Annotated in this window: 27 protein-coding genes and 2 tRNA genes; 12 read left to right on the forward strand and 17 right to left on the reverse strand. The window is 62.2% G+C overall.

All coding sequences use genetic code 11. The annotated features are described in order from the left end of the window. Positions 1–24 precede the first annotated feature (24 nt). The gene (locus tag CYG48_RS10420; protein ID WP_118850316.1) at positions 25–1,347 is read left to right on the forward strand and encodes an NAD(P)/FAD-dependent oxidoreductase; all 1,323 of its coding nucleotides are present in this window, start codon (positions 25–27) and stop codon (positions 1,345–1,347) included. Next, positions 1,344–1,628 carry a hypothetical protein gene (locus tag CYG48_RS10425; protein ID WP_118850317.1) on the forward strand — a complete coding sequence of 95 codons (285 nt, stop codon included), beginning with the start codon at positions 1,344–1,346 and terminating at the stop codon, positions 1,626–1,628. The genes CYG48_RS10420 and CYG48_RS10425 overlap by 4 nt, the downstream gene beginning before the upstream one ends. Positions 1,629–1,708: 80 nt before the next feature. Here the strand turns inward: CYG48_RS10425 and CYG48_RS10430 are convergent, their stop codons facing one another. From CYG48_RS10430 to CYG48_RS10455, 6 genes are all read right to left on the reverse strand, one after another. Beyond that, entirely contained in the window at positions 1,709–1,957 is a 249-nt protein-coding gene (locus CYG48_RS10430) for a hypothetical protein (RefSeq protein ID WP_118850318.1), read from the reverse strand. A gap of 81 nt (positions 1,958–2,038) precedes the next feature. After that, the gene (locus tag CYG48_RS10435; RefSeq protein WP_118850319.1) at positions 2,039–2,470 is read right to left on the reverse strand and encodes a DUF983 domain-containing protein; all 432 of its coding nucleotides are present in this window, start codon (positions 2,468–2,470) and stop codon (positions 2,039–2,041) included. 134 nt (positions 2,471–2,604) lie between these two features. Then, positions 2,605–2,949 carry a hypothetical protein gene (locus CYG48_RS10440; RefSeq protein ID WP_245450328.1) on the reverse strand — a complete coding sequence of 115 codons (345 nt, stop codon included), beginning with the start codon at positions 2,947–2,949 and terminating at the stop codon, positions 2,605–2,607. Between the two features lie 148 nt (positions 2,950–3,097). Then, positions 3,098–3,174 (reverse strand) — tRNA-Arg (locus CYG48_RS10445). 135 nt (positions 3,175–3,309) lie between these two features. Further along, positions 3,310–3,567: a DUF982 domain-containing protein gene (locus CYG48_RS10450; RefSeq protein WP_118850320.1), complete on the reverse strand. Its 258-nt coding sequence runs from the start codon at positions 3,565–3,567 to the stop codon at positions 3,310–3,312. Positions 3,568–3,654: 87 nt separating this feature from the next. Further along, positions 3,655–3,864 (reverse strand): hypothetical protein, encoded by a 210-nt coding sequence (locus CYG48_RS10455; RefSeq protein WP_118850321.1) that lies wholly within the window; start codon positions 3,862–3,864, stop codon positions 3,655–3,657. 141 nt (positions 3,865–4,005) lie between these two features. On the opposite strand from CYG48_RS10455, the gene CYG48_RS10460 reads away from it, so the two are divergent. After that, positions 4,006–4,539: a DUF4142 domain-containing protein gene (locus CYG48_RS10460; protein ID WP_118850322.1), complete on the forward strand. Its 534-nt coding sequence runs from the start codon at positions 4,006–4,008 to the stop codon at positions 4,537–4,539. A gap of 81 nt (positions 4,540–4,620) precedes the next feature. On the opposite strand, the gene CYG48_RS22775 is transcribed toward CYG48_RS10460, so the two are convergent. The 3 genes from CYG48_RS22775 to CYG48_RS10470 form a co-directional block, all read right to left on the reverse strand. Further along, positions 4,621–4,752, reverse strand: coding sequence for a hypothetical protein (locus CYG48_RS22775; RefSeq protein WP_256371641.1), 132 nt, complete (start codon positions 4,750–4,752; stop codon positions 4,621–4,623). Between the two features lie 7 nt (positions 4,753–4,759). Then, positions 4,760–5,002: a hypothetical protein gene (locus CYG48_RS10465; protein ID WP_118850323.1), complete on the reverse strand. Its 243-nt coding sequence runs from the start codon at positions 5,000–5,002 to the stop codon at positions 4,760–4,762. Positions 5,003–5,070: 68 nt separating this feature from the next. Further along, on the reverse strand, positions 5,071–5,385 hold the full coding sequence (locus CYG48_RS10470) for a helix-turn-helix transcriptional regulator (RefSeq protein WP_118851605.1): 315 nt from the start codon (positions 5,383–5,385) through the stop codon (positions 5,071–5,073). A 79-nt stretch (positions 5,386–5,464) separates the two neighbouring features. On the opposite strand from CYG48_RS10470, the gene CYG48_RS10475 reads away from it, so the two are divergent. From CYG48_RS10475 to mnhG, 6 genes are read left to right on the forward strand one after another with little or no spacing between them, the layout of a single operon-like run. Further along, positions 5,465–8,383 carry a monovalent cation/H+ antiporter subunit A gene (locus CYG48_RS10475; RefSeq protein ID WP_245450329.1) on the forward strand — a complete coding sequence of 973 codons (2,919 nt, stop codon included), beginning with the start codon at positions 5,465–5,467 and terminating at the stop codon, positions 8,381–8,383. Beyond that, a complete protein-coding gene (locus CYG48_RS10480) occupies positions 8,383–8,721 on the forward strand; it encodes a Na+/H+ antiporter subunit C (RefSeq protein WP_118850324.1) in 339 nt (112 codons plus the stop codon). Before CYG48_RS10475 ends, CYG48_RS10480 begins: the two co-directional genes overlap by 1 nt. Continuing rightward, entirely contained in the window at positions 8,718–10,331 is a 1,614-nt protein-coding gene (locus CYG48_RS10485) for a monovalent cation/H+ antiporter subunit D (RefSeq protein ID WP_118850325.1), read from the forward strand. The genes CYG48_RS10480 and CYG48_RS10485 overlap by 4 nt, the downstream gene beginning before the upstream one ends. A 2-nt stretch (positions 10,332–10,333) precedes the next feature. Beyond that, complete coding sequence (locus CYG48_RS10490) at positions 10,334–10,810, forward strand: Na+/H+ antiporter subunit E (protein WP_118850326.1); 477 nt, start codon at positions 10,334–10,336, stop codon at positions 10,808–10,810. Beyond that, positions 10,807–11,088, forward strand: coding sequence for a K+/H+ antiporter subunit F (locus CYG48_RS10495; protein WP_118850327.1), 282 nt, complete (start codon positions 10,807–10,809; stop codon positions 11,086–11,088). Before CYG48_RS10490 ends, CYG48_RS10495 begins: the two co-directional genes overlap by 4 nt. Further along, a complete protein-coding gene (gene mnhG, locus CYG48_RS10500) occupies positions 11,085–11,474 on the forward strand; it encodes a monovalent cation/H(+) antiporter subunit G (protein ID WP_118850328.1) in 390 nt (129 codons plus the stop codon). The genes CYG48_RS10495 and mnhG overlap by 4 nt, the downstream gene beginning before the upstream one ends. Here the strand turns inward: mnhG and CYG48_RS10505 are convergent. Continuing rightward, the gene (locus CYG48_RS10505) at positions 11,471–12,832 is read right to left on the reverse strand and encodes an amidase (protein WP_118850329.1); all 1,362 of its coding nucleotides are present in this window, start codon (positions 12,830–12,832) and stop codon (positions 11,471–11,473) included. The genes mnhG and CYG48_RS10505 overlap by 4 nt on opposite strands. 173 nt (positions 12,833–13,005) lie before the next feature. Here CYG48_RS10505 and CYG48_RS10510 point away from each other — a divergent pair, with 173 nt between their 5' ends. Both CYG48_RS10510 and CYG48_RS10515 read left to right on the forward strand, forming a co-directional pair. After that, the gene (locus CYG48_RS10510; protein ID WP_245450472.1) at positions 13,006–13,311 is read left to right on the forward strand and encodes a hypothetical protein; all 306 of its coding nucleotides are present in this window, start codon (positions 13,006–13,008) and stop codon (positions 13,309–13,311) included. Positions 13,312–13,446: 135 nt separating this feature from the next. Continuing rightward, positions 13,447–13,725, forward strand: coding sequence for a hypothetical protein (locus tag CYG48_RS10515; protein WP_118850330.1), 279 nt, complete (start codon positions 13,447–13,449; stop codon positions 13,723–13,725). A 90-nt stretch (positions 13,726–13,815) separates the two neighbouring features. Here the strand turns inward: CYG48_RS10515 and CYG48_RS10520 are convergent, their stop codons facing one another. The 4 genes from CYG48_RS10520 to CYG48_RS22295 form a co-directional block, all read right to left on the reverse strand. Next, positions 13,816–15,129 (reverse strand): O-antigen ligase family protein, encoded by a 1,314-nt coding sequence (locus CYG48_RS10520; protein ID WP_118850331.1) that lies wholly within the window; start codon positions 15,127–15,129, stop codon positions 13,816–13,818. 234 nt (positions 15,130–15,363) lie between these two features. Next, positions 15,364–15,440: transfer RNA gene (locus CYG48_RS10525), tRNA-Met, on the reverse strand. 138 nt (positions 15,441–15,578) lie between these two features. Then, positions 15,579–16,775 carry a tRNA 2-thiouridine(34) synthase MnmA gene (gene mnmA / locus CYG48_RS10530; RefSeq protein ID WP_118850332.1) on the reverse strand — a complete coding sequence of 399 codons (1,197 nt, stop codon included), beginning with the start codon at positions 16,773–16,775 and terminating at the stop codon, positions 15,579–15,581. Between the two features lie 514 nt (positions 16,776–17,289). After that, positions 17,290–17,508, reverse strand: a complete 219-nt coding sequence (locus tag CYG48_RS22295) for a hypothetical protein (RefSeq protein ID WP_150132713.1) — start codon at positions 17,506–17,508, stop codon at positions 17,290–17,292. Between the two features lie 44 nt (positions 17,509–17,552). Between CYG48_RS22295 and CYG48_RS10535 the strand changes: the two genes are divergently transcribed. After that, entirely contained in the window at positions 17,553–17,972 is a 420-nt protein-coding gene (locus CYG48_RS10535; protein WP_118850333.1) for a DUF1810 domain-containing protein, read from the forward strand. Here the strand turns inward: CYG48_RS10535 and CYG48_RS10540 are convergent. The 3 genes from CYG48_RS10540 to CYG48_RS10550 form a co-directional block, all read right to left on the reverse strand. Beyond that, complete coding sequence (locus CYG48_RS10540) at positions 17,969–19,012, reverse strand: Tim44 domain-containing protein (RefSeq protein WP_118850334.1); 1,044 nt, start codon at positions 19,010–19,012, stop codon at positions 17,969–17,971. The genes CYG48_RS10535 and CYG48_RS10540 overlap by 4 nt on opposite strands. Before the next feature lie 244 nt (positions 19,013–19,256). Beyond that, the gene (gene serA, locus CYG48_RS10545; RefSeq protein ID WP_118850335.1) at positions 19,257–20,852 is read right to left on the reverse strand and encodes a phosphoglycerate dehydrogenase; all 1,596 of its coding nucleotides are present in this window, start codon (positions 20,850–20,852) and stop codon (positions 19,257–19,259) included. A 75-nt stretch (positions 20,853–20,927) separates the two neighbouring features. Further along, positions 20,928–22,109, reverse strand: a complete 1,182-nt coding sequence (locus CYG48_RS10550; RefSeq protein WP_118850336.1) for a phosphoserine transaminase — start codon at positions 22,107–22,109, stop codon at positions 20,928–20,930. Positions 22,110–22,279 lie beyond the last annotated feature (170 nt).

A 22,279-nucleotide genomic window follows, 5' to 3' on the forward strand; every position in this document is an offset into this window, starting at 1 on the left:
TCGGTTTCAAGATCGGGGGCTGAAGTGGCCGGAGCGGATCCACATCACGATGTTCAACCGTACGACAGGCATCGCGTCGTCATTGTCGGCGCCGGCTTTGGCGGCCTTGCCGTGGCGCGCGCGCTCGGCAACTCTCCGATCGACGTCACGGTGATCGACCGGCGCAACCACAATCTCTTCCAGCCCCTGCTCTACCAGGTCGCGACCGCGGCGCTCTCGCCCGCCGATATCTCCGAACCTATCCGCCGCACGCTCGGGCGCTTCCGCAACATCGACGTCAAGCTCGCCGAGGTCACTGGCGTCGACGCGACAGCCAAGGTGGTGAAGCTCGGGGATGGCGCCGAGATCGGTTATGACCGGCTCGTGCTCGCCACCGGCTCGGACTACAACTATTTCGGCCATGATGAGTGGCGGGCCTGGGCGCCGGGCTTGAAAACCATCCACGAGGCGCGCCTCATCCGCCAGCGGCTACTGCTCGCCTTCGAAAAAGCCGAGCTTTCCCAGGATCCGGAAGAAAAGAAGGCGCTGCTGACGAGCGTCATCATCGGCGGCGGCCCAACCGGCGTCGAAATGGCCGGCGCCATCGCGGAGCTTGGCCGCTTCATGATCACCCGCGATTTCCGCAAGCTGGAGCCGGATCATCTTCGCGTCATCCTGATCGAGGCGGGGCCAAGAATTCTCGCCGCCTTTCCGGAAAACCTCACCCGATGGGCGCGCACCTCGCTTGAGAAAGCTGGCGTCGAGGTGATGACCAACGTGCCGGTCGAAGACGTACGCCGCGGCGAAATTGTTGCGGGCGGCAAGGTCATCCGCACCGGCTGCGTCATCTGGGGCGCCGGCGTCAAAGCTTCCCCTGCCGCTAACTGGCTCGGCATCGAGGGCGGGCCGGCCGGCCGCATCAAGGTCAACCCGGACCTTTCGATCCCCGATTTTCCCGATATCTATGCGATCGGCGACACTTCGGCGGCGTTTGGGGAGGACGGCAAGCTCCTGCCGGCGCTGGCGCAGGTGGCAAAGCAGCAGGGTGAATATCTCGGCAACGCGCTGCGGCACGAGATCTTGGAGGGGAAAAAGCCCGCCCCTTTCCGTTTCCACAACCGCGGCAATACCGCCGTGATCGGCCGCAATGCCGCAATCTTCGACTTCGGCCGGTGGACGCTGAAGGGCCGCCTTGCCTGGCTCCTCTGGGCGCTCATCCACGTCTACCTGCTCGTCAACTTCGAAAAGCGGCTTCTCGTCAGCATCCAGTGGATCTGGCGTTACCTCACCCGCCAGCGCGGCGCGCGCATCATTGATGAGAACGCCGCAGCCGCCATCCCCTCTTCGACAGAAAGGACCGAGACATGAACACCGCCAATCCGCAGCTCGAAGGCCTCTATCTTGCCGTCGCAGCGATCAACCGTCTTCTCGTGAACAAGGGCGTGACGACAAACGAGGAGATCCAGGAGGCCCTGCAGGTGGTGGAAAAGAAGGTGCTGGCGGATGACAACCCGCTGCATGTCTCGCCCTCGCACCAGAAGGCGGTCGCTTTCCCGATCCGCGTCCTGCTGCTCGCCAACGAGGCCCACCAGCACGGCACCCCCTTCTGTTTCGAGGACCTGGCACGCGAGGTGGGGCGGCGCACCTGATCACCCACGCGGTCAACGGCGGCCAAAGAAAAAGGCGCGGGAGATACCGCGCCTTCATTCGTTGTCCGGAAGCGTGCTTGTCAGGCCCCGGGTGTCACCATGCCGTCGCCGCCGCGCAGCCGCTTCAACTGCTTGACGATGCGAAGCGAACTGGAAACGCGCACGGCCGACTGTTCCGAACCCTTGGCGAGAACGCGCAGCATGTCTTCGGCCTCGTCCGCGGAGATTGTGCCGCGGGCCGCCAGGCCATCGATCAGCATCAGCATGGCCCCCTCCACGGCGAGCGTTCGCCGGCGCATTTCCTGTTCAATTTCGCTGGGTTCGGACATCGTCTGCTCCTTGAATTCACATCACACGAATGAATTCGGCAGGAGAAGGTTCCTGACCTTGCGACGCGCGGGAGCCGAGCCTCAGGATCCTGATTCAGCGTCCGCCGGGGCGGGCTTGGGCGCCGGCGTATGGTCGCCGCGGTCAATCTTGCCCTGCTCGGCCTTGTAGTAATACTGGCTGGCGACGAGCCAGCCCTTCAGCGGCCTCAACGGCAGGATGCATGTCGCAAGCAGGAACGGCAGCGAGATCAAGAGATGCACCCAGAACGGCGGCTGGTAGACGACTTCCAGCCACACCCCGAGGGCGACGCTTGGAATGCAGGCAAAACAGATCACGAAAAAGGCCGGGCCGTCTGCCGGGTCCGCGAAGGAATAATCGAGATCGCAAACCTCGCATTTCGTCCGCAGCGTCAGGAAGCCGTTGAACAGGTGGCCTTGCCCGCAGCGGGGGCAGCGCCCCTTGACGCCTGTGCTATAGGGCGAAAGCGGCGCCCAGTTTGCTTCATAAGCCATGACATTTGCCTTTCGTAACTACGTGCCCGAGCGATAGGGCTGAACCCGGTGCCGCCGCAAGCTGTTCCCTTGCCGCGCGTCAATCTGCCTCGCCTATGCCAGGAAAGAGGGAAAGGGCAAGCCCGCAGGTCGCGTCACGCCAGCGGTTGCAGGCCCTCCGGGTCAACCGCCCGATCGGAGGACGCCGGCGACGTGTCGCCATGTCGCGCGATGCAAACTTCGAGTGCCTGGACCACCGCCTGCAGGAAATTCTGCGCGCGGCTTTCGGTCGCCTTCGCCGCCGCCTGCGCGACCGCGCTGCGGATGCGTGTCATGAAACCGAGATGATCGAAGCGATCGGCGGCGACATTCACTTCGACCTCATCGATAAAATGCGCCAGGAGCGGCTCGAGCGCGAGGTTCGGGTCCTTCCCGTACTGGTTCGCCATCTGCTGAGCGAGCTTGCCCATCTGCACATAGGGGCCGCATTCGGCGCTCATTCCAATTCTCCTCCCGATCATCACATCAAGGATCAAGGTAGGGTGCGGTTGCCGCCGGTGCAAATTGATTGTGCAGGAGTGGGGAAAGGAGGTGCGGAACCGATCGAGCCTGAGGCTCGATTTTAAACAAGCTTACTGCTTCGAAGAATGGCGCACCCGACAGGATTCGAACCTGTGACCTTTGGAATCGGAATCCAACACTCTATCCAGCTGAGCTACGGGTGCTTGCCTGGAACCGGAGACTCGCTCACCGGTGGCTGGTTCTTAAACCAGCCCGCGGCGCGCATCAATCAAAATCTTGGGCGTCCCGCCAGACGAGGCCCCATTCAATGGAAAGCGCCGTAGCGGCGGGCTGCCGCATCAGTCGAGCACCTTGGCTTCGATGCAGGCCATGATGAAAGCTTCGCGCGATGCCTCGCAGGAGGTCTTGCCTGCCATGGCCAGGCTGCAGCGCTGCTTGGCGAGGTGGTAGGCTTCGCCATAGACGGGCGGCCAGCGGTACAGAAGCTGGTTGAGCGCCTCCCGAGGGCTTCGGATCGCTTCCGGCACTTCATGACCGATGCGGACGTAAACGGGAGTAAGCCAGCGAGTGTCGCTGGCGCGCATTTGCATGTTCATTTCGATTGCCCCAAAAATTCGAAGCAAGAAACTGCGGATGCCTCAAAAGGTTGCTATCCGCACAAACTTTATGCACTTCCTGATGTGTTAATCCTCGCCATCCATTGCAAGGGCAGTTGCAAGGAACCCAAGCGCGAAGGTGGACGCTACACCATAGATCATCAGCCAGGCGGCAAGGCCGCCAGCCGGCATCGGGTAATCTTTCAGGGGGCCAAGGATCAGGGCGAGCGCACAAGCGCAGCCGATCGCAAATCCGGTCACAAGGCGCAGGATGATGTAGCGGATCAGTGGCGGCATGGCGATGCTCCGGTGCTTGGTGCCCCAACCGGCCGCAGGAAGGGGAAGTTCCCCTCCTCCGGACAATCCTTCTTTTATTTCGGGAACTTCTCCTCACCCTCGCGGTTCCAGTCGCATCAACCCGAACGGAGAAAGCCTCTCATGAAGAAGATTACATTGGCCGCTGCCCTTTTGATGAGCGCAAGTGCTGCGTTTGCCCAATCGGCAACGGAAAAGACCGGCGTCAACTCCGCACTGGGCGTCGCCCCGTCGACCGAAGATTTCGTCATGCAGGCTTCGGCCAGCGACATGTTCGAGATCGAGTCCAGCAAGCTGGCGGTGCAGATGTCGGAAGACGAAGCCACGAAGAAATTCGCCCAGCAGATGATCACCGACCATGAAAAGACCAGCGCCGAGCTGAAGGAGCTGATCTCCAGCGGCAAGGTGAAGGCCACCCCGGCGACTGCTCTTCCGGACGAGATGAAGGAAGACCTCGATGAGCTTGCCAAGCTCAAGGGCGCCGAGTTCACGGAAGAATACCATGACGCCCAGGTGGATGCGCATGAAGATGCCGTCGACCTCTTTACCCGCTATTCCAAGGAAGGCGAAAATGCCGACCTGAAGGCATGGGCTGCCAAGACACTTCCAGCCCTGGAGCACCACTACAAGATGGCCCAGGACATGGACAAGGATTGATCCGGCACAACCGGATCGACAAAGGAAAAGCCCCGCCGGATGCGGGGCTTTTTTCGTTTTCGGGGGTCGATGAACCTGGTGTCAGCCCTGCTCGGGCGAGGTTGCCGGTGGCGGTGATACATCCGTCGGCTGGCTCGGGCCGCGCATCAGGAACGCGGCCGCGAACAAGAGGACGATGATCACCAGCACCGCGATCATTCCGTTCTTGATCATCCGGTTCTTACCGGTCCCGATCAGTGTCGCCATTCTGGAAGATGCGGCGATCGGCATCCTGTGCTGGCGGATCGAACTTTTCAACCGGCTGCACCGCATCGCCCAAGGATGCAGCACCGGACGCTTTTTCGACGCTCGGTTTGGACGACGCCTTCAGTTCCCCGTCGCTTCCGATCGGTGCCACATGCTCGTTCTTGATATCGAGCGCCCCGCCCTTGCTCTTCCCGTCACTCGTCGCTTGGTTTGCCATCTGTTGTCTCCTGTTTGCGTGACAAAACAGATGGCAGGCGCTCGAAGTTCCGATATTTTAGCCGAGACTCATGAAGAGGACTGGCCGGGCGCCTTGCAGCAGATTCCGATATTGCCGCTCTCGGCAGTGATGAAGACAACGCCGTGATCCTCGAAGGCGAGCCGCATCTGCGCTTCGGTTGCCCGGTGCACGTCGTGCCGGTTGCCTTCGTAGTCGCGGATCGTGCTGCGGGAAATGCCGGAGCGGTCGGCAAGATCGGCCTGCGTCCAGTCCAGGAAGCCTCGCGCTGCCCGGCACAAAGCCGGCGTCAGAATCTTCGGATGTTCTGCTTGACCCATCGTCGATTGTTGCCCATATTGGTCAATATCAGTCATATAAGTGATTTTCAGAAGTTTTGCTAGAGGTGTTTCTGATGACGGAAACGGCCTTGGGCGCGGGAGAGGTCTGCACATTGGGGTAACGTTGGGGCCAAGTATTCTTCTTTTCCTGCTGATCCTGCCCTTTGCGGGCAGCATTGCCTCCGTTTGCCTGTTGCGTACCTCATCGACGGCCTTGCCGTCCTGGATCGCCGGCACAGTCACGCTCGCCGCATTTCTTTTGACCGCCGCCAGCTATCCTTATGTGCAGGAAGGCCAGGTTCTCCGCTTTTACCTCGAGTGGATCCCGCAGCTCGGGCTGAATTTCACCCTGCGGCTCGATGGTTTTGCCTGGCTGTTTGCCATGCTGATCACCGGCATCGGCTTCCTCGTCGTCGTTTACGCGCGGTACTACATGTCGGAAGAGGATCCGGTTCCGCGGTTCTTCTCCTTCCTGCTCGCCTTCATGGGCGCGATGCTCGGCATCGTCATCTCCGGCAACGTCATCCTGCTGTCGGTGTTCTGGGAACTGACGAGCATCTTCTCCTTCCTGCTGATCAGCTACTGGCACAACACGGCGGCAGCCCGCGATGGCGCGCGCATGGCACTGACGATCACCGGGATCGGCGGCTTCTGCCTGCTGATCGGGCTGCTGCTGCTGGGCAACATCGTCGGCAGCTATGATCTCGACAAGATCCTGGAATCGGGTGACGCGATCCGCAACCACTCGCTGTACCTCCCGGCGCTGATCTTCATCCTGCTCGGCGCGCTGACGAAGAGCGCCCAGTTCCCCTTCCATTTCTGGCTGCCGAATGCCATGGCCGCGCCGACCCCGGTTTCGGCCTTCCTGCATTCGGCCACCATGGTAAAGGCAGGCGTCTTCCTGCTCGCTCGCTTCTGGCCGGCACTCGCGGGAACCTCCGAATGGTTCTGGCTGGTGGGCCTCGCAGGCGTCATCACGCTCCTCATCGGTGCCTATTTCGCCATGTTCCAGCAGGACCTCAAGGGCCTGCTCGCCTATTCGACCATCAGCCACCTCGGCCTCATCACCACGCTGTTGAGCCTCGGCAGCCCGCTTGCAACGGTCGCGGCGATCTTCCACATGCTCAACCACGCCACCTTCAAGGCGTCACTGTTCATGGCCGCCGGCATCATCGACCACGAGGCCGGCACGCGCGACATGCGAAGGTTGAGCGGGCTCTTCCGGTTCCTGCCGATCACCGGCACGCTTGCCATGGTGGCGAGTGCGGCCATGGCCGGCGTACCGCTTCTCAACGGCTTCCTGTCGAAGGAGATGTTCTTCGCCGAAGCCGTTGAAACCCACGCGGATTCGATCCTCGACCGCAGCCTGCCCTATATCGCGACGCTCGCCAGCGCCTTCAGCGTCGCTTATTCGGTGCGCTTCATACACATGGTGTTCTTCGGGCCGCCGCCGGTCGATCTTCCGAAGGAAAAGCCGCACGAGCCGCCGCACTGGATGCGTTTCCCGGTCGAATTCCTGGTGGTCGTCTGCCTGATCGTCGGCATTGCGCCGGCCTGGTCGGTCGGCCCCTTCCTGCACACGGCGGTCGTCAGCGTCCTCGATGCTGAAACACCCGAATACAGCCTTTCCGTCTGGCACGGCTTCAACCTGCCGCTGATGATGAGCATCACCGCGATGCTCGGAGGTACGGCACTCTACTTCGCCCTGCGTGGCTACCTGGCGCGCTGCGACGATGGTGCTCCCTTCTTCCGCCGTTTCAAGGGCCAACGCATCTTCGAGCGGGTTCTCGTGGAGATCTCGTGGCACTGGGCGCGCCTGGCAGAAAAGCGCATCGGCACACGAAATCTCCAGCCGCAGATGCGCTGGGTGGTGGGCACCGGCTTCATGGCCGGCCTTCTGCCGCTCTGGGTATCCGGTTTTGAAACACGCCCCTTCGTCTTCAGCGGCATCGATCCCGCCTTCGCCGCGATCTGGTTCATCGGTATCTGCCTGGCACTCGGCACCGCTTATCTCGCGAAATACCATCGCCTGGCGGCCCTCGTCGCACTCGGCGGAGTCGGCCTGATCGTCTGCGTCACCTTTATCTGGCTGTCGGCGCCGGATCTCGCCATCACCCAGCTTCTGGTCGAAATCGTCACAACCGTTCTCATCCTTCTCGGCCTGCGCTGGCTGCCAAAGCGCACCGAGGGCATGGAAGAAAAGATCACGCTGCAGGCCCGCGTCCGGCGCTTCCGCGACTTGGGGCTCGCCGTCTTCTGCGGCATCGGCATGACCTTCATCTCCTATGCCGTCATGACCATGCCGGTGCCGGATGCGATCGCCAACTACTTCCTCGAAAACGCCTATAGCCAGGGCGGCGGGCGCAATGTCGTCAACGTCATCCTGGTCGATTTCCGCGGCTTTGATACGCTCGGCGAGATCAGCGTTCTTGGCGTGGTGGCGCTCACCGTCTACGCCCTGCTGCGCCGCTTCCGCCCTGCCCCGGACAGCATGGAAAAGCCCGAGCAGCAGCGGATCCAGAACCGCTTCGATGCCGAACGGCCGGAACGCTCTGAAGGCGATACCGTGCGGGAATACCTGCTGATCCCTTCGGTCATCATGCAATGGCTGTTCCCGGTCATCGTCACCTTCGCCGTCTACATCTTCATGCGCGGCCATGACCTGCCCGGCGGCGGCTTCTCCGCCGGCCTGACGTTGTCGATCGCCTTCCTGCTCCAGTATCTGGCAGGCGGCACGCGCTGGGCGGAGGATCGCATCCGCATCCTTCCGCTGCGCTGGATCGGTGCCGGCATCCTCACCGCCACGGCCACCGGCATCGGCGCCTGGGCATTCGGTTATCCGTTCCTCACTTCGCACTTCCAGTACATCGAACTTCCGTTGATCGGCAAAATGCCTGCTGCCACCGCCCTCCTCTTTGACCTTGGCGTCTTCTCCCTCGTGGTCGGCTCCACGGTCCTCATCCTCGTCGCGCTCGCGCACCAGTCGATCCGCATCAATCGACTGCGTGCCATCGAGGTCGAGAAGGCGAAGGAGGCCGCCTGATGGAAATCATCCTCTCCATCGCGATCGGCGTCATGACGAGCTGCGGCGTTTGGCTCATCCTGCGTCCGCGCACCTATCAGGTGGTCATCGGCCTGTCGCTCCTGTCCTATGCGGTCAACCTGTTCATCTTCGGCGTTGGCGGCGTCAAAACCAACGTGCCGCCGATCCTCAACGACAGCATTGCGACCTCGAGCCTTGCCGATCCCGTGCCGCAGGCGCTGGTGCTGACGGCAATCGTCATCGGCTTTGCAACGACGGCGCTCTTCCTCGTCGTCTTGCTCGCTTCCCGCGGGCTGACGGGCACCGACCATGTCGACGGCAGGAATGATCCGCGATGATGAACTGGACACACCACCTCATCATCGCGCCAATCCTCATCCCGCTGGCGGCGGCCGCGATACTCCTGTTCATCGATGAACGCAGCCGCGCCACGAAGGCGATGATCAGCCTCTGCTCGGTCCTGCTCATGGGCGCCGCGGCCCTGATCCTGCTGCGGATCGAAAGCGGCCCGAACGACTTCGACGGCGTCTACCTCCTCGGCAACTGGGCCGCGCCCTTCGGCATCGTGCTGGTGCTGGATGAACTGTCGGCCCTGATGCTGCTGCTGACGGCACTGCTGGCCGCCGCAGCGCTGGTCTTCTCGTTTGCCCGCTGGCACACGATCGGCGCCCATTTCCATTCCATGTTCCAGGTGCTGCTGATGGGCGTCAACGGCGCCTTTCTCACCGGCGACCTGTTCAACCTCTTCGTCTTTTTCGAAGTCATGCTGGCGGCCTCTTATGGCCTGCTGCTGCACGGCTCCGGCCCGCTACGCGTCAAGGCCGGCATGCACTATATCGCCATCAACCTGGCGGCCGCCCTGCTCTTCCTGATCGGCGTCAGCCTGATCTACGGCACGGCCGGCACGCTCAACATGGCCGATCTCGCTGCGCGTATCCCGGAGATCGAACCGGACCGGCGCATGCTGATGGAAGCCGGCGCGGGCGTGCTCGGCATCGCCTTCCTCATCAAGGCCGGCATGTGGCCGCTCTGCTTCTGGCTGCCGACTGCCTATAGCGCGGCAGCTGCACCGGTGGCCGGCGTCTTTGCCATCCTCAGCAAGCTCGGCATCTATGTCATCCTGCGCCTGACCATGCTGCTCTTCAGCGATGGACCGGCCGCCGGTTTTGGTGCGAGCGTCCTGCTCTACGGCGGACTCGTCACCGTCATCTTCGGCACCGTCGGCGTCCTCGCCTCCCAAGCACTCGGCCGCGTCGCCGGCTACTCGGTGCTGGTTTCTTCCGGCACGCTGCTGATGGTGCTCGGCATCAACGACAACGCCATCTCGTCCGGCGCGCTGCTCTACCTCGTGAGCTCGACCCTGACGATCGGCGCCTTCTTCATGCTGATCGAACTGGTGGAACGCGGGCAGGATGCCGGTGCTGCGGTTCTTGCCGTTACCATGGAAGCCTATGGCGACGCCGAGGAAGGCGAGCCGGACCAGACCGAAGGTGTTACCATGCCTGGCACCATGGCGATCCTCGGCATCTGTTTTGCCGCCTGCGCCATCCTTCTGTCCGGGCTGCCACCGCTCTCCGGCTTCATCTCCAAATTTGCCATGCTCTCGGCAATGATGGGCACCGGCGCGATCGGTGTGCCGCCGACAGCTTCCGTTTGGGCGCTCATCATCCTCGTCATCCTGTCGGGTGTCGCCGCTCTCATCTCCATGACACGCGCCGGCATCCGTACCTTCTGGAGCTCGATCGAAGGCACCGTGCCACGCGTCCTCGTCATTGAGGTCATGCCGGTTCTGTTCCTGCTGGGCCTCACCCTGCTCCTTACCGTGCAGGCAGGCCCCGCGATGCGCTACATGGACCGGACGATCCAGTCGCTCAGCAACCCGACCGTCTACATCGAGGCTGTGCGCAATGCGATCGTGGTCGGCGCGGAGAAAGGAAAGGCGGACTGATCATGTTCCCCTATCCGATCCTCACCACCTTCCTGGTCCTGATGTGGCTGCTGCTCAACGGCTTTACGCTGGGCCATCTTCTGCTCGGCATCATCGTGGCGGTGATCGCCTCCTGGGCCATGGCCTCGCTCAGGCCGGAAAAGCCGAAGCTCAAGAAGTGGTACTTGCTGCCCAAGCTGCTCTTCATCGTCCTTTACGACATCGTGCGCTCCAACATCGCTGTTGCCCTCTTGATCCTGAGAGGGCGCAAGCAGGGCCACACGACTGGCTTCATCAACCTGCCCCTGGAGCTGGAGGACAGCATGGCGCTCGCCATCCTGTCGATCATCATCACCAGCACCCCGGGCTCGGCCTGGCTGGAATATGATTCGCATGACAAATCGGTGCTGCTTCACGTGCTCGACGTGATCGATGAAAACCAGTGGATCGAGACGGTCAAGGAACGTTACGAGAAGCTGCTGCTGGAGATCTTCGCATGAGCGCGATCATCATCTTCACCGCCGTCGCCGTTGCCCAGCTGATGCTTGCCGCCGCCATGGCGATCGCCTCGCTTCGCATCTTCCGCGGCCCGCGCGCACAGGACCGCATCCTCGGCCTCGACACGCTCTACATCAACGCCATGCTGATGCTGGTCACCTTTGGAATCGGCACCGGCCGCATCGTCTATTTCGAAGCGGCGCTGGTGATCGGCATGCTCGGTTTCGTGGCGACCGTGGCGCTCGCCAAGTTCCTGATGCGCGGGGAGGTCATCGAATGATCTATACAGCGGCAGATGTTCCTGTGCCCGTGGCGATCGCGGTCGCCTTCTTCCTGCTCGTCGGCGCAGCCCTGGCGCTGATCGGCGCGATCGGCTTCCTGCGGCTTCCGACGTTTTACGAGCGCCTGCATGCCCCGACCCTTGGCACCAGCTGGGGTATCGGCGGCGTCATGCTGGGCTCGATGATCTTCTTTTCGGTGTCCGCATCGCGACCGGTCGTGCACGAGATCCTGATCGGTCTGTTCGTGACCGTGACGACGCCGATCACGCTTGTCCTTCTGTCGCGCGCGGCCCTTCACCGCGACCGCGCCGAAGCCAACGGCAACGTTCCTGAGAAACGTGCCGTCACCGAGCCCGAAGTCGACGTCGAGAAGTCCGAGGGTTAACCGCGGATCACCTCTTCCCAGGCCATGGCGGCCTGAAGCAGCGGCCCGTCGGCATTCGCCTTGCCCGACAGCAGGAAACCGACTGGCATGCCGACATCGCCCGTGCCGCAGGGGATCGATACACCGCACCAGTCGAGGAAGTTGCCGAAGCCGGTGTTGCGCAGTGTCTTTCCGTTTGTCGCAAAGAACAGGTCATCATCGGCCTTGAGCGGTGCAATCGGCGGCGCGACATGCGCGACCGACGGCATGGCGACGAAGCGGTCACCAATCAGCGCTTCGGTTTCCGCCGTCATGCGGGCCCGTGCCTCGAGGATGGCGATGTAGTCCGCCAGGCTCGTCTTCTCGCCGAGCCTGGTGCGGGCGACCACGCGCGGATCGATATCCACAGCTTCCGGTCCCGCAAGCTTCTGCCGATGGAGCGCGAACGCTTCCGCCGTCACCAGCGGGCCATACTGCGCCATCAGCTTCGGCAACTCGTCAAAGGCCGGAAACGCTGTCCGACTGATCCGGCAGCCTTGTTTTTGCAACCGCTCGATCGCCGCTTCGAACGCGGCCACCACGCCGGGTTCTGCGCCATCAAAAACGCCATTGGTCGGCACAACGATCTCCAGCGCCTCGCGCGGCTGCCGCGTCACCGGCGCAACACTGCTGCCCCGCATGGCGGCGTCGATCCAGACCGCATCGAGCACCGAGCGGCAAAGCGGCCCGAGTGAGTCGAGGCTTGTCGCGAGGGGATAAACGCCATCCATCAGGTAGCGGCCGCGCGTCGCCTTGTAGCCGACAATTCCATTGAGCCCGGCCGGAATGCGGATCGAGCCGCCGGTATCAGTGCCCATCGCCACCGGCACTAGGCCGGCCGCCACGGCGACTGCCGCACCGGACGAGGACCCGCCCGGAATGCGCGGCTCATCCGTCGAACGTGGATTATGCGGCGTCCCGTAATGCGGGTTGATGCCGATGCCGGAGAATGCGAACTCGCTCATGTTGGTGCGGCCGATGGCCACCATGCCGGCCTGCTTCAGGAGATCGACCACCGCGGCGTCCTTGGCCGCAGGATCCGCCGTCTTCAACACTTTGGAGCCAGCCGTGGTGGGCATGCCTTCAAGGTCGAACAGGTCCTTCCAGGCGATCGGAATGCCGTCGAGCAGGCCGAGCGAGCGCCCTTCCTTCAGTCGCTTCGATGATGCTTCGGCTTCGGCAAGTGCCCTTTCCTCCGTCAGCGTCACGAAAATCGCCTTGTCCGGATGCGCCTTGATATCGGCGAGAACGCCCTGCGTGACCTCCAGCGGGTCTAGAGCACCCGTCTGGATCAGCGCAGCAAGTTCGGCAATCGACATGGCTCCGTAAGGCTTGGTCACGGCAATGGTTCTCCTTAAAATCACACCCCAAGCTCTAACCGATTTTGCGTCCGACGCCAGTAGGCAGTCGCGTGCCAGTGAACTGCGCATCAACTACGGCCAAGGAACCCTGGCGGCCTGGTGGAGTTAGCCGGAGCCAACACCATACGGAGCGTCTGAAAGGACGGATAATGATGAGAACGTTTTTGCTGATAGCGGCGACGGCAGCAGTCGTGAGCGGATGTGCTGTGGATGGAGGTGCGGGACGCCCCCTGCCCTCGCTGGAGATCGGGCCGGGCATCGAGCCGATCCCCGGCAGCATCACCTATGGCGGCCAGCCGCGCACGCGCCTTCAGAAGGCTCCTGTCGGCAGTTCCGTGCCGCATGATTTTCGCACCAGCCGCGGCGAACGCGTGCGCGAAACCTACATCATCCAGCCGGACCGTAGCCTCAAGCTGGTCAACCGCCGGGTCTGCCGCCTGCCGTCCTGCGACGACTGATCGCCCGCCACAAAAGAATAGAGCCGCTAGGTGCGGCTCTATCAGAAGGCTAGAAACAGGGACGCTGTGCGCCCCCGCGCAGTGCTTGATCAGCAGGATTCTGCACCCGTTCCCGTGGTCCCTGCAGAGCCAGAGTTGGAAGCCGGCGAACCAGCCGAACCCTGCTGCGTCGGCGTGGTCTTGCAGCCGGTGTTGGTGCTGCCGGCGTTGTTGGCATTGCCGCCGCTGTTGTCTGCGCCGCCGGTGCTGGAGCTGGTTCCGCTGGAGCTCGACGAACCGGAGCTTGCTCCACCCGAAGCGGATGAATCGGAGCCCGAGCCGGTGTTGCTCGACTGGGCGACCGCAGCGGTGGTCGCGAGGCCAACGGAAAATACGGTGACTGTAAGAAGCTTAGCGAACATCTTGACCCTTTGAGTTTCGATGCGGCGTGATTACCACACGGCGGAAGAACCCTGAGCGACGCCCATAGTTCCAAAGCTTTAGGGGGAAACTGCCAGCCGGAGCTCAAGCGTTTTCGGCTTCGGCATCCACCGGATCCGCCTGGGCCTGCAGTTGCAGCCCAAAGATGCTGATCGCGGTCATGAACCACATTTGCTCGCCGGTCAGGAACACGCTCTCAAGGCAGCCCAGGAAAACAGAGAAGAGCCACATCCGCACAAATAGCCGCGTGACGTCGGACTTGACCCCGCGCTTGAAGGCGATGCCGGCGTGCCGGCAAGGAAGCACGACCATCCAGATCGCCATCAAGGCGACAAGCGGCAACCCTCCATGCAGCGCAAGCTCCAGATAACTGTTGTGGGCACTGGTGGCCTTCACCGCCCAGTTCTTCAGCGCAGCTTCACCACGCAGCACCGCATCGGTGTCCCAGAAGGAGTGGAAGCCGTAGCCGGTCAACGGGCTCCTTTTGACGGCGGACACCGCAATCCGCCAGATGGCGGTTCGTTCGGTAAATGTCGGATCGAAGCCGTAGGAGCTCAAGAGCCTTTGCATCGGCCGTGAAACGGCAGCCGATAGCAGGACGAAGTTGACGGCGCCCAGGACACTGCCCACGAGCACGAGGCGCAGCCAGCCCAGGCGCTCAAACAGCCACGCGGCAATCAACACCGCCGGCAGCATGGCGGCAGAGGTCTTTCCCCCTGTCTTCAGAAGGAAAAGGCAGGCCGCGACGAAGATGAGGGTGCCGAGGACCGACGACAGCTGTTTCCTCAGGAAAAGACCCAGGAAGGCTGCATAAACCATCGCCGCAGCGGCGGTGTTCTTGTGCAGGAAGTAACCGCGCCAATTGCCGGCGAGATTCGGTTCCATCGGGTCGCCGGACTGGTGGATGGCATTCTGCGGCAAGGCGAGCACGCCGAAGTAACAAAGCCCGACAACGCAGACGACGCAGAGCGCCATCAGCTTGGCAAACTCGCTGCTGCTGCGCGGCAACAAGAGGATGCCGCAGGCGCAAATGCAGGTCAGCAGCACATAGGTGACGCGCCGGACCACGAAGAATGGATCGACCGCCGTGGCGCCTGTCAGAAGCAACCAGATGAAGATGAGCGCAAGCACGCCCCACAGCCTTGGCACGAGCCCGAGCGAGGGACGCATCATCAGCATCCCGATCACCGAAAGTGACACCGCCACCATTACCAGCTGGTTGATGACCGTGTGCGCGTCGACCGCGTGCCCCGGCTTCAAGCGTTCTGCGAGGCTTGGGAATGGCGAAAGCCCGATCCAGAAATAAAGGAGCACGATGCCCAACAGGATCGGCGACAGCCACTGCGAAAGCGGCGAGGCGCTGAAGCCGCTATGTTGGCCGTAACTGACCTCCGCCATCTGACGTTCCCAGCATCCTGTTGTCGATCACGATCTTCATCCCCGCGATCGCTCAAGCCCGGAGGGCGAACGTCATCAACGGCTGGAACCGACACTAGCGGCGAATACGCCCGTCCGCCTCCCATTCCTTAACGCGAGGTTAAGAGGAGTGGTTAATGAGGGACATGACAAATGCGAGACCCTAAGCCAAGCAGCTCTTTGGGCATGTTGAAAATCAAGTTGTTTTTGGGAAGATGGTAGCGGGAGGCAGAATTGAACTGCCGACCTCAGGGTTATGAATCCTGCGCTCTCACCAACTGAGCTACCCCGCCACAGGGTGCAGATCAAAGCCTCTTTCGAAGCGTCGTCCGCTTTGGTCGTGCGGCTTATAAGTCCCCTGTCACCAAGGTGTCAAGAACATCTTCGGCAAAATCCGGTGGCAATTTTGCCTGCCGCCGGATCGCCTGCAGTCAGGCCGCGACAGGGGTCGCAAGCAGCGTCTTCAGAGCCTCTTCAGCATCGGCCGCGCGCTCCGAGCGGTCAATGAAGCCGCCGCCGTAAACCCGGGCATCGGCGCCTTCTGCCGAATAGAGAACGCAGGCCTGGCCAGGCGCCACGCCCGCCTCACCGACCGCGAGGTCGACATAGATGCCCTGCGCATCGCAATGAAGCGTGGCCGGGGTTGGCGGACGCGTCGAGCGCACCTTGGCATAACAGGCAAAGCCATCTCGCGCGTCGTCCGCCAGCGCCCGGTCGCCAAGCCAGTTCATGTCGCGCAGGTAGACCCGATGCGTGTCGAGCGCCTCGCGAGGACCGACGATGACGCGGCGCGAGCGGGCATCGAGGTAAACCACGTAGAGCGGCTCGCCGGTTGCCACGCCCAGCCCCTTGCGCTGGCCGATCGTGTAATGGACGATGCCTTCGTGGCGGCCAAGCACCCGGCCATCCATGTGGACGATATCGCCCGCCAGCGCTGCGTTCGGCTTCACCTTGTTGATGATGTCGGCATATTTGCCCTGCGGCACGAAGCAGATGTCCTGGCTGTCAGCCTTCTTGGCGACCACCAGCCCCATTTCTTCGGCGAGTTCGCGCACCTGCGCCTTCGACATGCCGCCGAGCGGGAAACGCAGGTAGTCGATCTGCTCCTGGGTGGTCGCAAACAGGAACCAGCTCTGGTCGCGGTCGCTGTCGATCGGGCGGAACAGCGCCCGACGGTTCGGGTTGTCCGGCGTCGGATTGGCGGCGGAACGGATGTAGTGGCCGGTTGCCAAGGCATCGGCGCCGAGTTCCTTGGCCGTTGCCAACAGGTCGGCAAACTTGACCGTCTGGTTGCAGGCAACGCAGGGGACCGGCGTCTCACCCATGGCATAGGCCTCGGCAAAGGGATTGATCACGGTTTCGCGGAAACGCTTTTCGTAATCGAGCACATAATGCGGGATGCCGAGCGTTTCGGAAACGCGGCGCGCATCATCGATGTCCTGGCCGGCGCAGCAGGAACCGGCGCGGTGGACGGCCGCGCCATGATCGTAAAGCTGCAGCGTGATGCCGAGCACGTCGTAACCCTGGCGTTTGAGCAGGCCAGCAACGACGGAGGAATCCACGCCTCCGGACATGGCAACGACAACGCGCGTGTCTTCCGGCCTCTTGTCAAAATCCAGCGTATTCACGGGGTACTCTCTCGCTGTAGCGGTCGGCGCCTCTTGCTTGCAAGGCACCACGAACAATTTGGCGGGATCGGCCGCCAAAGGCAATTGCTGCCGATATAGAAAGGATTGGGCCTCGGTGCAAGGCGGCGTCCCTTGCTGACGACACAGGCACAATCATCCCTTGGCGATCTCGGATTTTTGATTTCGGCCGGGGCGCTGAAAGCTGCCTCTTAAGTTTTAGTTTTATGTGACACCTCTCAGCGCCCCGTTCAGTGTGTTTTTCCGCGCAACTCCGGTCCGTCTGCGGCGGCCCCTCTTGTTGTTCTTGGTGGGCCGGGTTGTGTGCGACACACGCACGCCTTGTTCAGGGGCAGACCATTTTCTGCGCAGCTTCCGGGCAAGCGCCTGCATAAGGGCGCCTTACCGGACCACCGGTCCCGCCTCGCCGGTTATGCGGACCGGTGTAGCCGAAGCGGAACGAGGCCATTGTAGGCAGGGGTTGTGGAGGCGTGGAAAACCGAGGGGTGTTTTTCCGTTAAGTGGTTGAGGTTGCTGGAGGCAGGATGCGAAATTTTCCACGGATGACAGGCCTGTGCTGGTGGCTGCAGAGCACCCAATCCGCCTTGCCGGGTATTTCCCCTTCGCGGCTAAGATAAATCGTGGTGCCGTTTCCCGTCACCTCTTCCGTCGCACGAAGGTGCAGTGCAGCACCGGAAAGTGCGGCCGCAAAAATTTCACGATTGAGGCGCTTCATTGTCCCTGGGGTGATTTGCGCCTTGGCGATGAAGGACCGATGTGATGACTTTCGATCTGACCCGCTTCGTGGATGCCCAAGCCCCAGTCTATGACCGCGTGCTGGAAGAACTGAAGGCGGGACGCAAGCGCTCCCACTGGATGTGGTACATCTTCCCGCAGGTTGCCGGTCTCGGTTTTTCCATCATGTCGCAACGGTTTGCGATCGGCTCCAGGCAAGAGGCCATAGCCTACCTCGCCCATCCGGTGCTTGGGCCTCGGCTTATTGCCTGCACCAATGCCATGCTTTCGCACAAGGGCATCTCGGCGCTCGTCATCCTCGGCTCGCCCGACGATGTGAAGTTCAAGAGCTCGATGACGCTGTTTGCCGCGGTCAGCGAAAAGGGCTCGCCCTTCGAGCGAGCCCTTCAACAGTTTTATGGTGGTGAGCGCGACGAAAAGACCATCGCGCTCCTGAACGCTTAAGCAGCGGCCTGGATGGCCGAGAGCTTCCAGTCGTTGGCCGGCTTGCGCACAAAGGTCCAGATCTCAACAGTTTCCGTCGGATGGTCCGGGTCACCCTCGGCGACAGCACCCGTTTCGCGATCCTTCATGTAGTCGACGCTGGAGTAGCGCATCGCGACGGTCGCGTAGTCCTGGCCGTTTTCGCGCCAGGCTTCGGCGAGGTCGCCCTGCAGAAGCTGCACGTCCTTCACCTCGTTCTTGAGGCCGTTGGTTGCGTTCTCGCCGAGTTCTTCGGCAAGGTAGGACATGGCTTCCGGCGTGGTCAGGCTGCGCAGCTTGCCGTAGTCTTCCGCGGCGTAGGCGGCCTGCACGTCCCTCAGCAGCTTCTCGAAGTGATCAAGGTCGCGGCCGGTGATGCCGATCTCGTCGGTTTCCGGGCCAGCCTGGCGGGGGGTCGCCTGCTGTGCACCAAAACCAGCGGCGCCGCCGCCGAGCGAACCGATCTTCGGGATCTGGAAGCCGCCCTGGTTGGCGTTATTGCCCTGGGGGCCATCATGGCTGTTGCGCTGGTGGCCAAAACCGTTGCCGACATTGCCTGCCGGACCAGCCGGCTGCTGGCGACGCGCAAAGAAGCGGAAGGCGAGCATGGCAAGACCAGCAATCAGCGCGATCTGCAGGATCATGCCGAGGAAGCCGGCCATGCCGCCAAAGCCGGTGCCCATCAGCATGCCGAAGAGGCCGCCAAGCGCCAGACCGCCGAGCAGGCCACCGGCCATGCCGCCGAAAAGGCCCGGGCGACGCTGCTGTGCAGCCTGGCCGACGCCAGCGCCAGGATTAGTGGCATTCTGCTGCGTGTTCGGCGTCATGGAACGATTGATGCCGGAGGCAGGTGCAGGGGCGGTCCGTGTGACTGGGGGCGCAGAAAAGGTGCGCGTTCCGCGGCTGCCGAAGCCGCCGCCTGCGCGCCGCGCCTCCGCGAAATCCACGGCGGTCAAGGAAACGGCCATCCCGATCGCGGCGACCACGAACAGCTGCTTGAAGCGCCGAAGTTTCGATAACATTCTTTTCTCCTCATTCCCGCGTCAGGCGGGGTTCCCTCGTTATATAGAAATCACGTCGTTGGGATTTTAGTGGCGAGGCCAATTTTTCCCGCTGTAGTGGATAATCAACTCTCCTCCAGAAGCAAAGTTTCCGTTTTGCAACCTACGGGATTGTGATCTGTGCAAATGGTCGCAGGCGGCAAAAGCAAAGGGCCCGGCGCGTTTCTGCACCGGGCCCTTCATCCCTGGGAGGATGTAACCGTGATCAGTCGACGTTGAAGACCAGCGGCCGCGCCTGGCGGATCGCCGGGTTGGCCGTCAGCTTCGCCAGCACCTCGTCGGATACCGGACCATCGACATAAAGCAGAGCGATTGCATCGCCGCCGCCCTTTTCGCGGCCGAGCTGGAAGTTGGCGATGTTGACGCCCGCGTCACCGAGCGTGGTGCCCATGAAGCCGATCATGCCGGGCACGTCGGTGTTGGAGATGTAGACCATGTTGGCGCCGACATCGGCATCCATGTTGATGCCCTTGATCTGGATGAAGCGCGGCTTGCCGTCGGAGAAGACAGTGCCGGCGATCGAACGGGTCTGGTTCTCGGTGGTCACCGTCAGCTTGATATAGCCGTCGTAAACACCGGTCTTGTCGCGCTTGACCTCGGAAAGCACGATGCCCTTTTCCTTGATCATGATCGGCGCGGAAACCATGTTGACGTCCGCCACCTGGTTGCGGATGAGACCCGCGAGCAGCGCAGAGGTGAGCGCCTTGGTGTTCATCGTGGCCGTCGCACCATCGTAAAGGATCTCGATCGCCTTGATCGGATCGTCCGAGACCTGGCCGACAAAGGCGCCGAGCACATCTGCAAGCCGGATGAAGGGCTTCAGGATTGGTGCTTCTTCAGCAGTGATCGACGGCATGTTGATGGCATTGGAGACGGCGCCCTTGATGAGGTAGTCCGACATCTGCTCGGCGACCTGCAGCGCCACGTTTTCCTGGGCTTCCGTGGTGGATGCGCCAAGATGCGGGGTGCAGACGACGTTTTCCAGGCCGAAAAGCGGGCTTTCGGTGGCAGGCTCGACCTCGAAGACATCGAAGCCGGCGCCGGCGACATGGCCCGACTTGATGGCGTCGGCAAGCGCTGCCTCATCGACCAGGCCGCCGCGGGCGCAATTGATGATCCGCACGCCCTTCTTGGTCTTGGCGAGGTTTTCGCGGCCGAGGATGCCGCGGGTCTTGTCGGTCATCGGCACGTGGAGCGTGATGAAGTCGGCACGGGCGAGCAGTTCGTCGAGCTCGACCTTCTGGACGCCCATTTCCTGGGCGCGCTCGACCGAAAGGAACGGGTCGTAAGCGATGACCTGCATGCCAAGGCCGATTGCCTTCTTGCAGACGATGCCGCCGATATTGCCGGCACCGATGACGCCGAGCACCTTGCCGGTGATCTCGACACCCATGAACTTCGACTTCTCCCACTTGCCGGCCTGGGTGGAGGCATCGGCCGCCGGAAGCTGGCGGGCAACCGCAAACATCAGCGCAATGGCGTGTTCGGCGGTGGTGATCGAGTTGCCGAACGGGGTGTTCATGACGATGATACCGCGGCGCGAGGCGGCTGGAATATCGACATTGTCGACGCCGATGCCGGCGCGGCCGATGACCTTGAGGTTGGTCGCGGCGGCGATCAGCTTTTCCGTCGCCTTGGTGGCGGAACGGATGGCCAGGCCATCATAGTTGCCGATGATCTCGAGAAGCTTTTCCTTGTCCTTGCCAAGCTTCGGCTGGAAATCGACGTCAATGCCGCGGTCCCGGAAGATCTGGACGGCGGTTGGCGACAGTTCATCGGATACGAGTACGCGAGGTGCCATGGTTGGGGCTCCTGATAAGAGGTTCAAAACGGAATGAGAAACCGGCTCCGCCGAAGCGGAGCCTCATGCAATCGATCAGGCGGCGGCCTTCACGAGCGCGGCCTTCTGCGTTTCGAACGCGAAGGTGAGCCAGGGCATGAGGGCCTTCATGTCGGCTTCCTCGATCGTCGCGCCAGCCCAGATGCGAAGGCCGGACGGGGCGTCGCGATAAGCGCCGATATCAAGCGCCACGCCTTCCTTCTCCAGGATAGACACCATGCCCTTGGCAAATGCCGCCTGGGCATCGTCATCAAGAGCCGTCACCTGCGGATCGACGATCTTGAGGCAGACGGAAGTGTTGGACCGGGTGGCCGGATCAACCGCGAGGTTCTCGATCCAGTCATTGGCTTCGACGAAGTCGAAGATGACTTTGGCGTTGGCGTCAGCGCGGGCCATCAGGCCCTTGAGGCCGCCGATCGACTTCGCCCAGTTCAGCGCATCAATGTAGTCCTCGACGCAGAGCATCGACGGCGTGTTGATGGTTTCGCCAACGAAGATGCCTTCGATCAGCTTGCCGCCCTTGGTCATGCGGAAGATCTTCGGCAGCGGCCAGGCCGGCACATAGGTTTCCAGCCGCTCGACGGCGCGCGGCGACAGGATGAGCATGCCGTGGCCGCCCTCACCGCCCAGAACCTTCTGCCAGGAGAAGGTGACGACATCGAGCTTGGAGAAGTCCATGTCCTGCGCGAAGGCTGCCGACGTTGCGTCGCAGATCGTCAGGCCCTTGCGGTCAGCCGGGATGAAATCGGCGTTCGGAACGCGCACGCCAGAGGTGGTGCCGTTCCAGGTGAAGACCACGTCACGGTCGAAATCAACGGTGGAGAGGTCAGGAAGCAGACCGTAGCCGGCCTCGATCTTGCGAACGTCCTTGAGCTTCAACTGCTTGACGACATCCGTCACCCAGCCGGAACCGAAGCTTTCCCAGGCGAGCATGTCGACGCCGCGCTCGCCGAGCAGCGACCAGAGCGCCATTTCGACGGCGCCAGTATCGGAAGCCGGTACGATGCCAATGCGGTAATCCGCCGGCACGTTCAGAATTTCACGGGTAAGGTCAATGGCCTGCTTGAGCTTTGCCTTGCCGATCTTGGCACGGTGCGAACGACCGAGCGGAGCATCGGAAAGCGCTTCGAGCGACCAACCGGGGCGCTTCGAGCAAGGGCCAGAAGAAAAATGAGTATTCGCCGGACGCACGTCCGGTCTTGGTGCGGTATCCGCCATCGTGCTACCCTTCCAGATAGATGGCTCCTCGTTGGGGAGGAGTGTCCCGCCGCCGTGGGTATTCCTGTCGGCTGTCGCAGTCAAGCGATTTCATCTTGCTAAAATAAGAAATTCTGAAAGCGCCTCGCCCTGCCCTCGCGCGCCCCGGAGAACGCAAAAAGGCCGCCCTG

The organism is Neorhizobium sp. SOG26 (assembly GCF_003491345.1).
In the GTDB taxonomy this organism is placed as follows: Bacteria; Pseudomonadota; Alphaproteobacteria; order Rhizobiales; family Rhizobiaceae; genus Neorhizobium; species Neorhizobium turbinariae.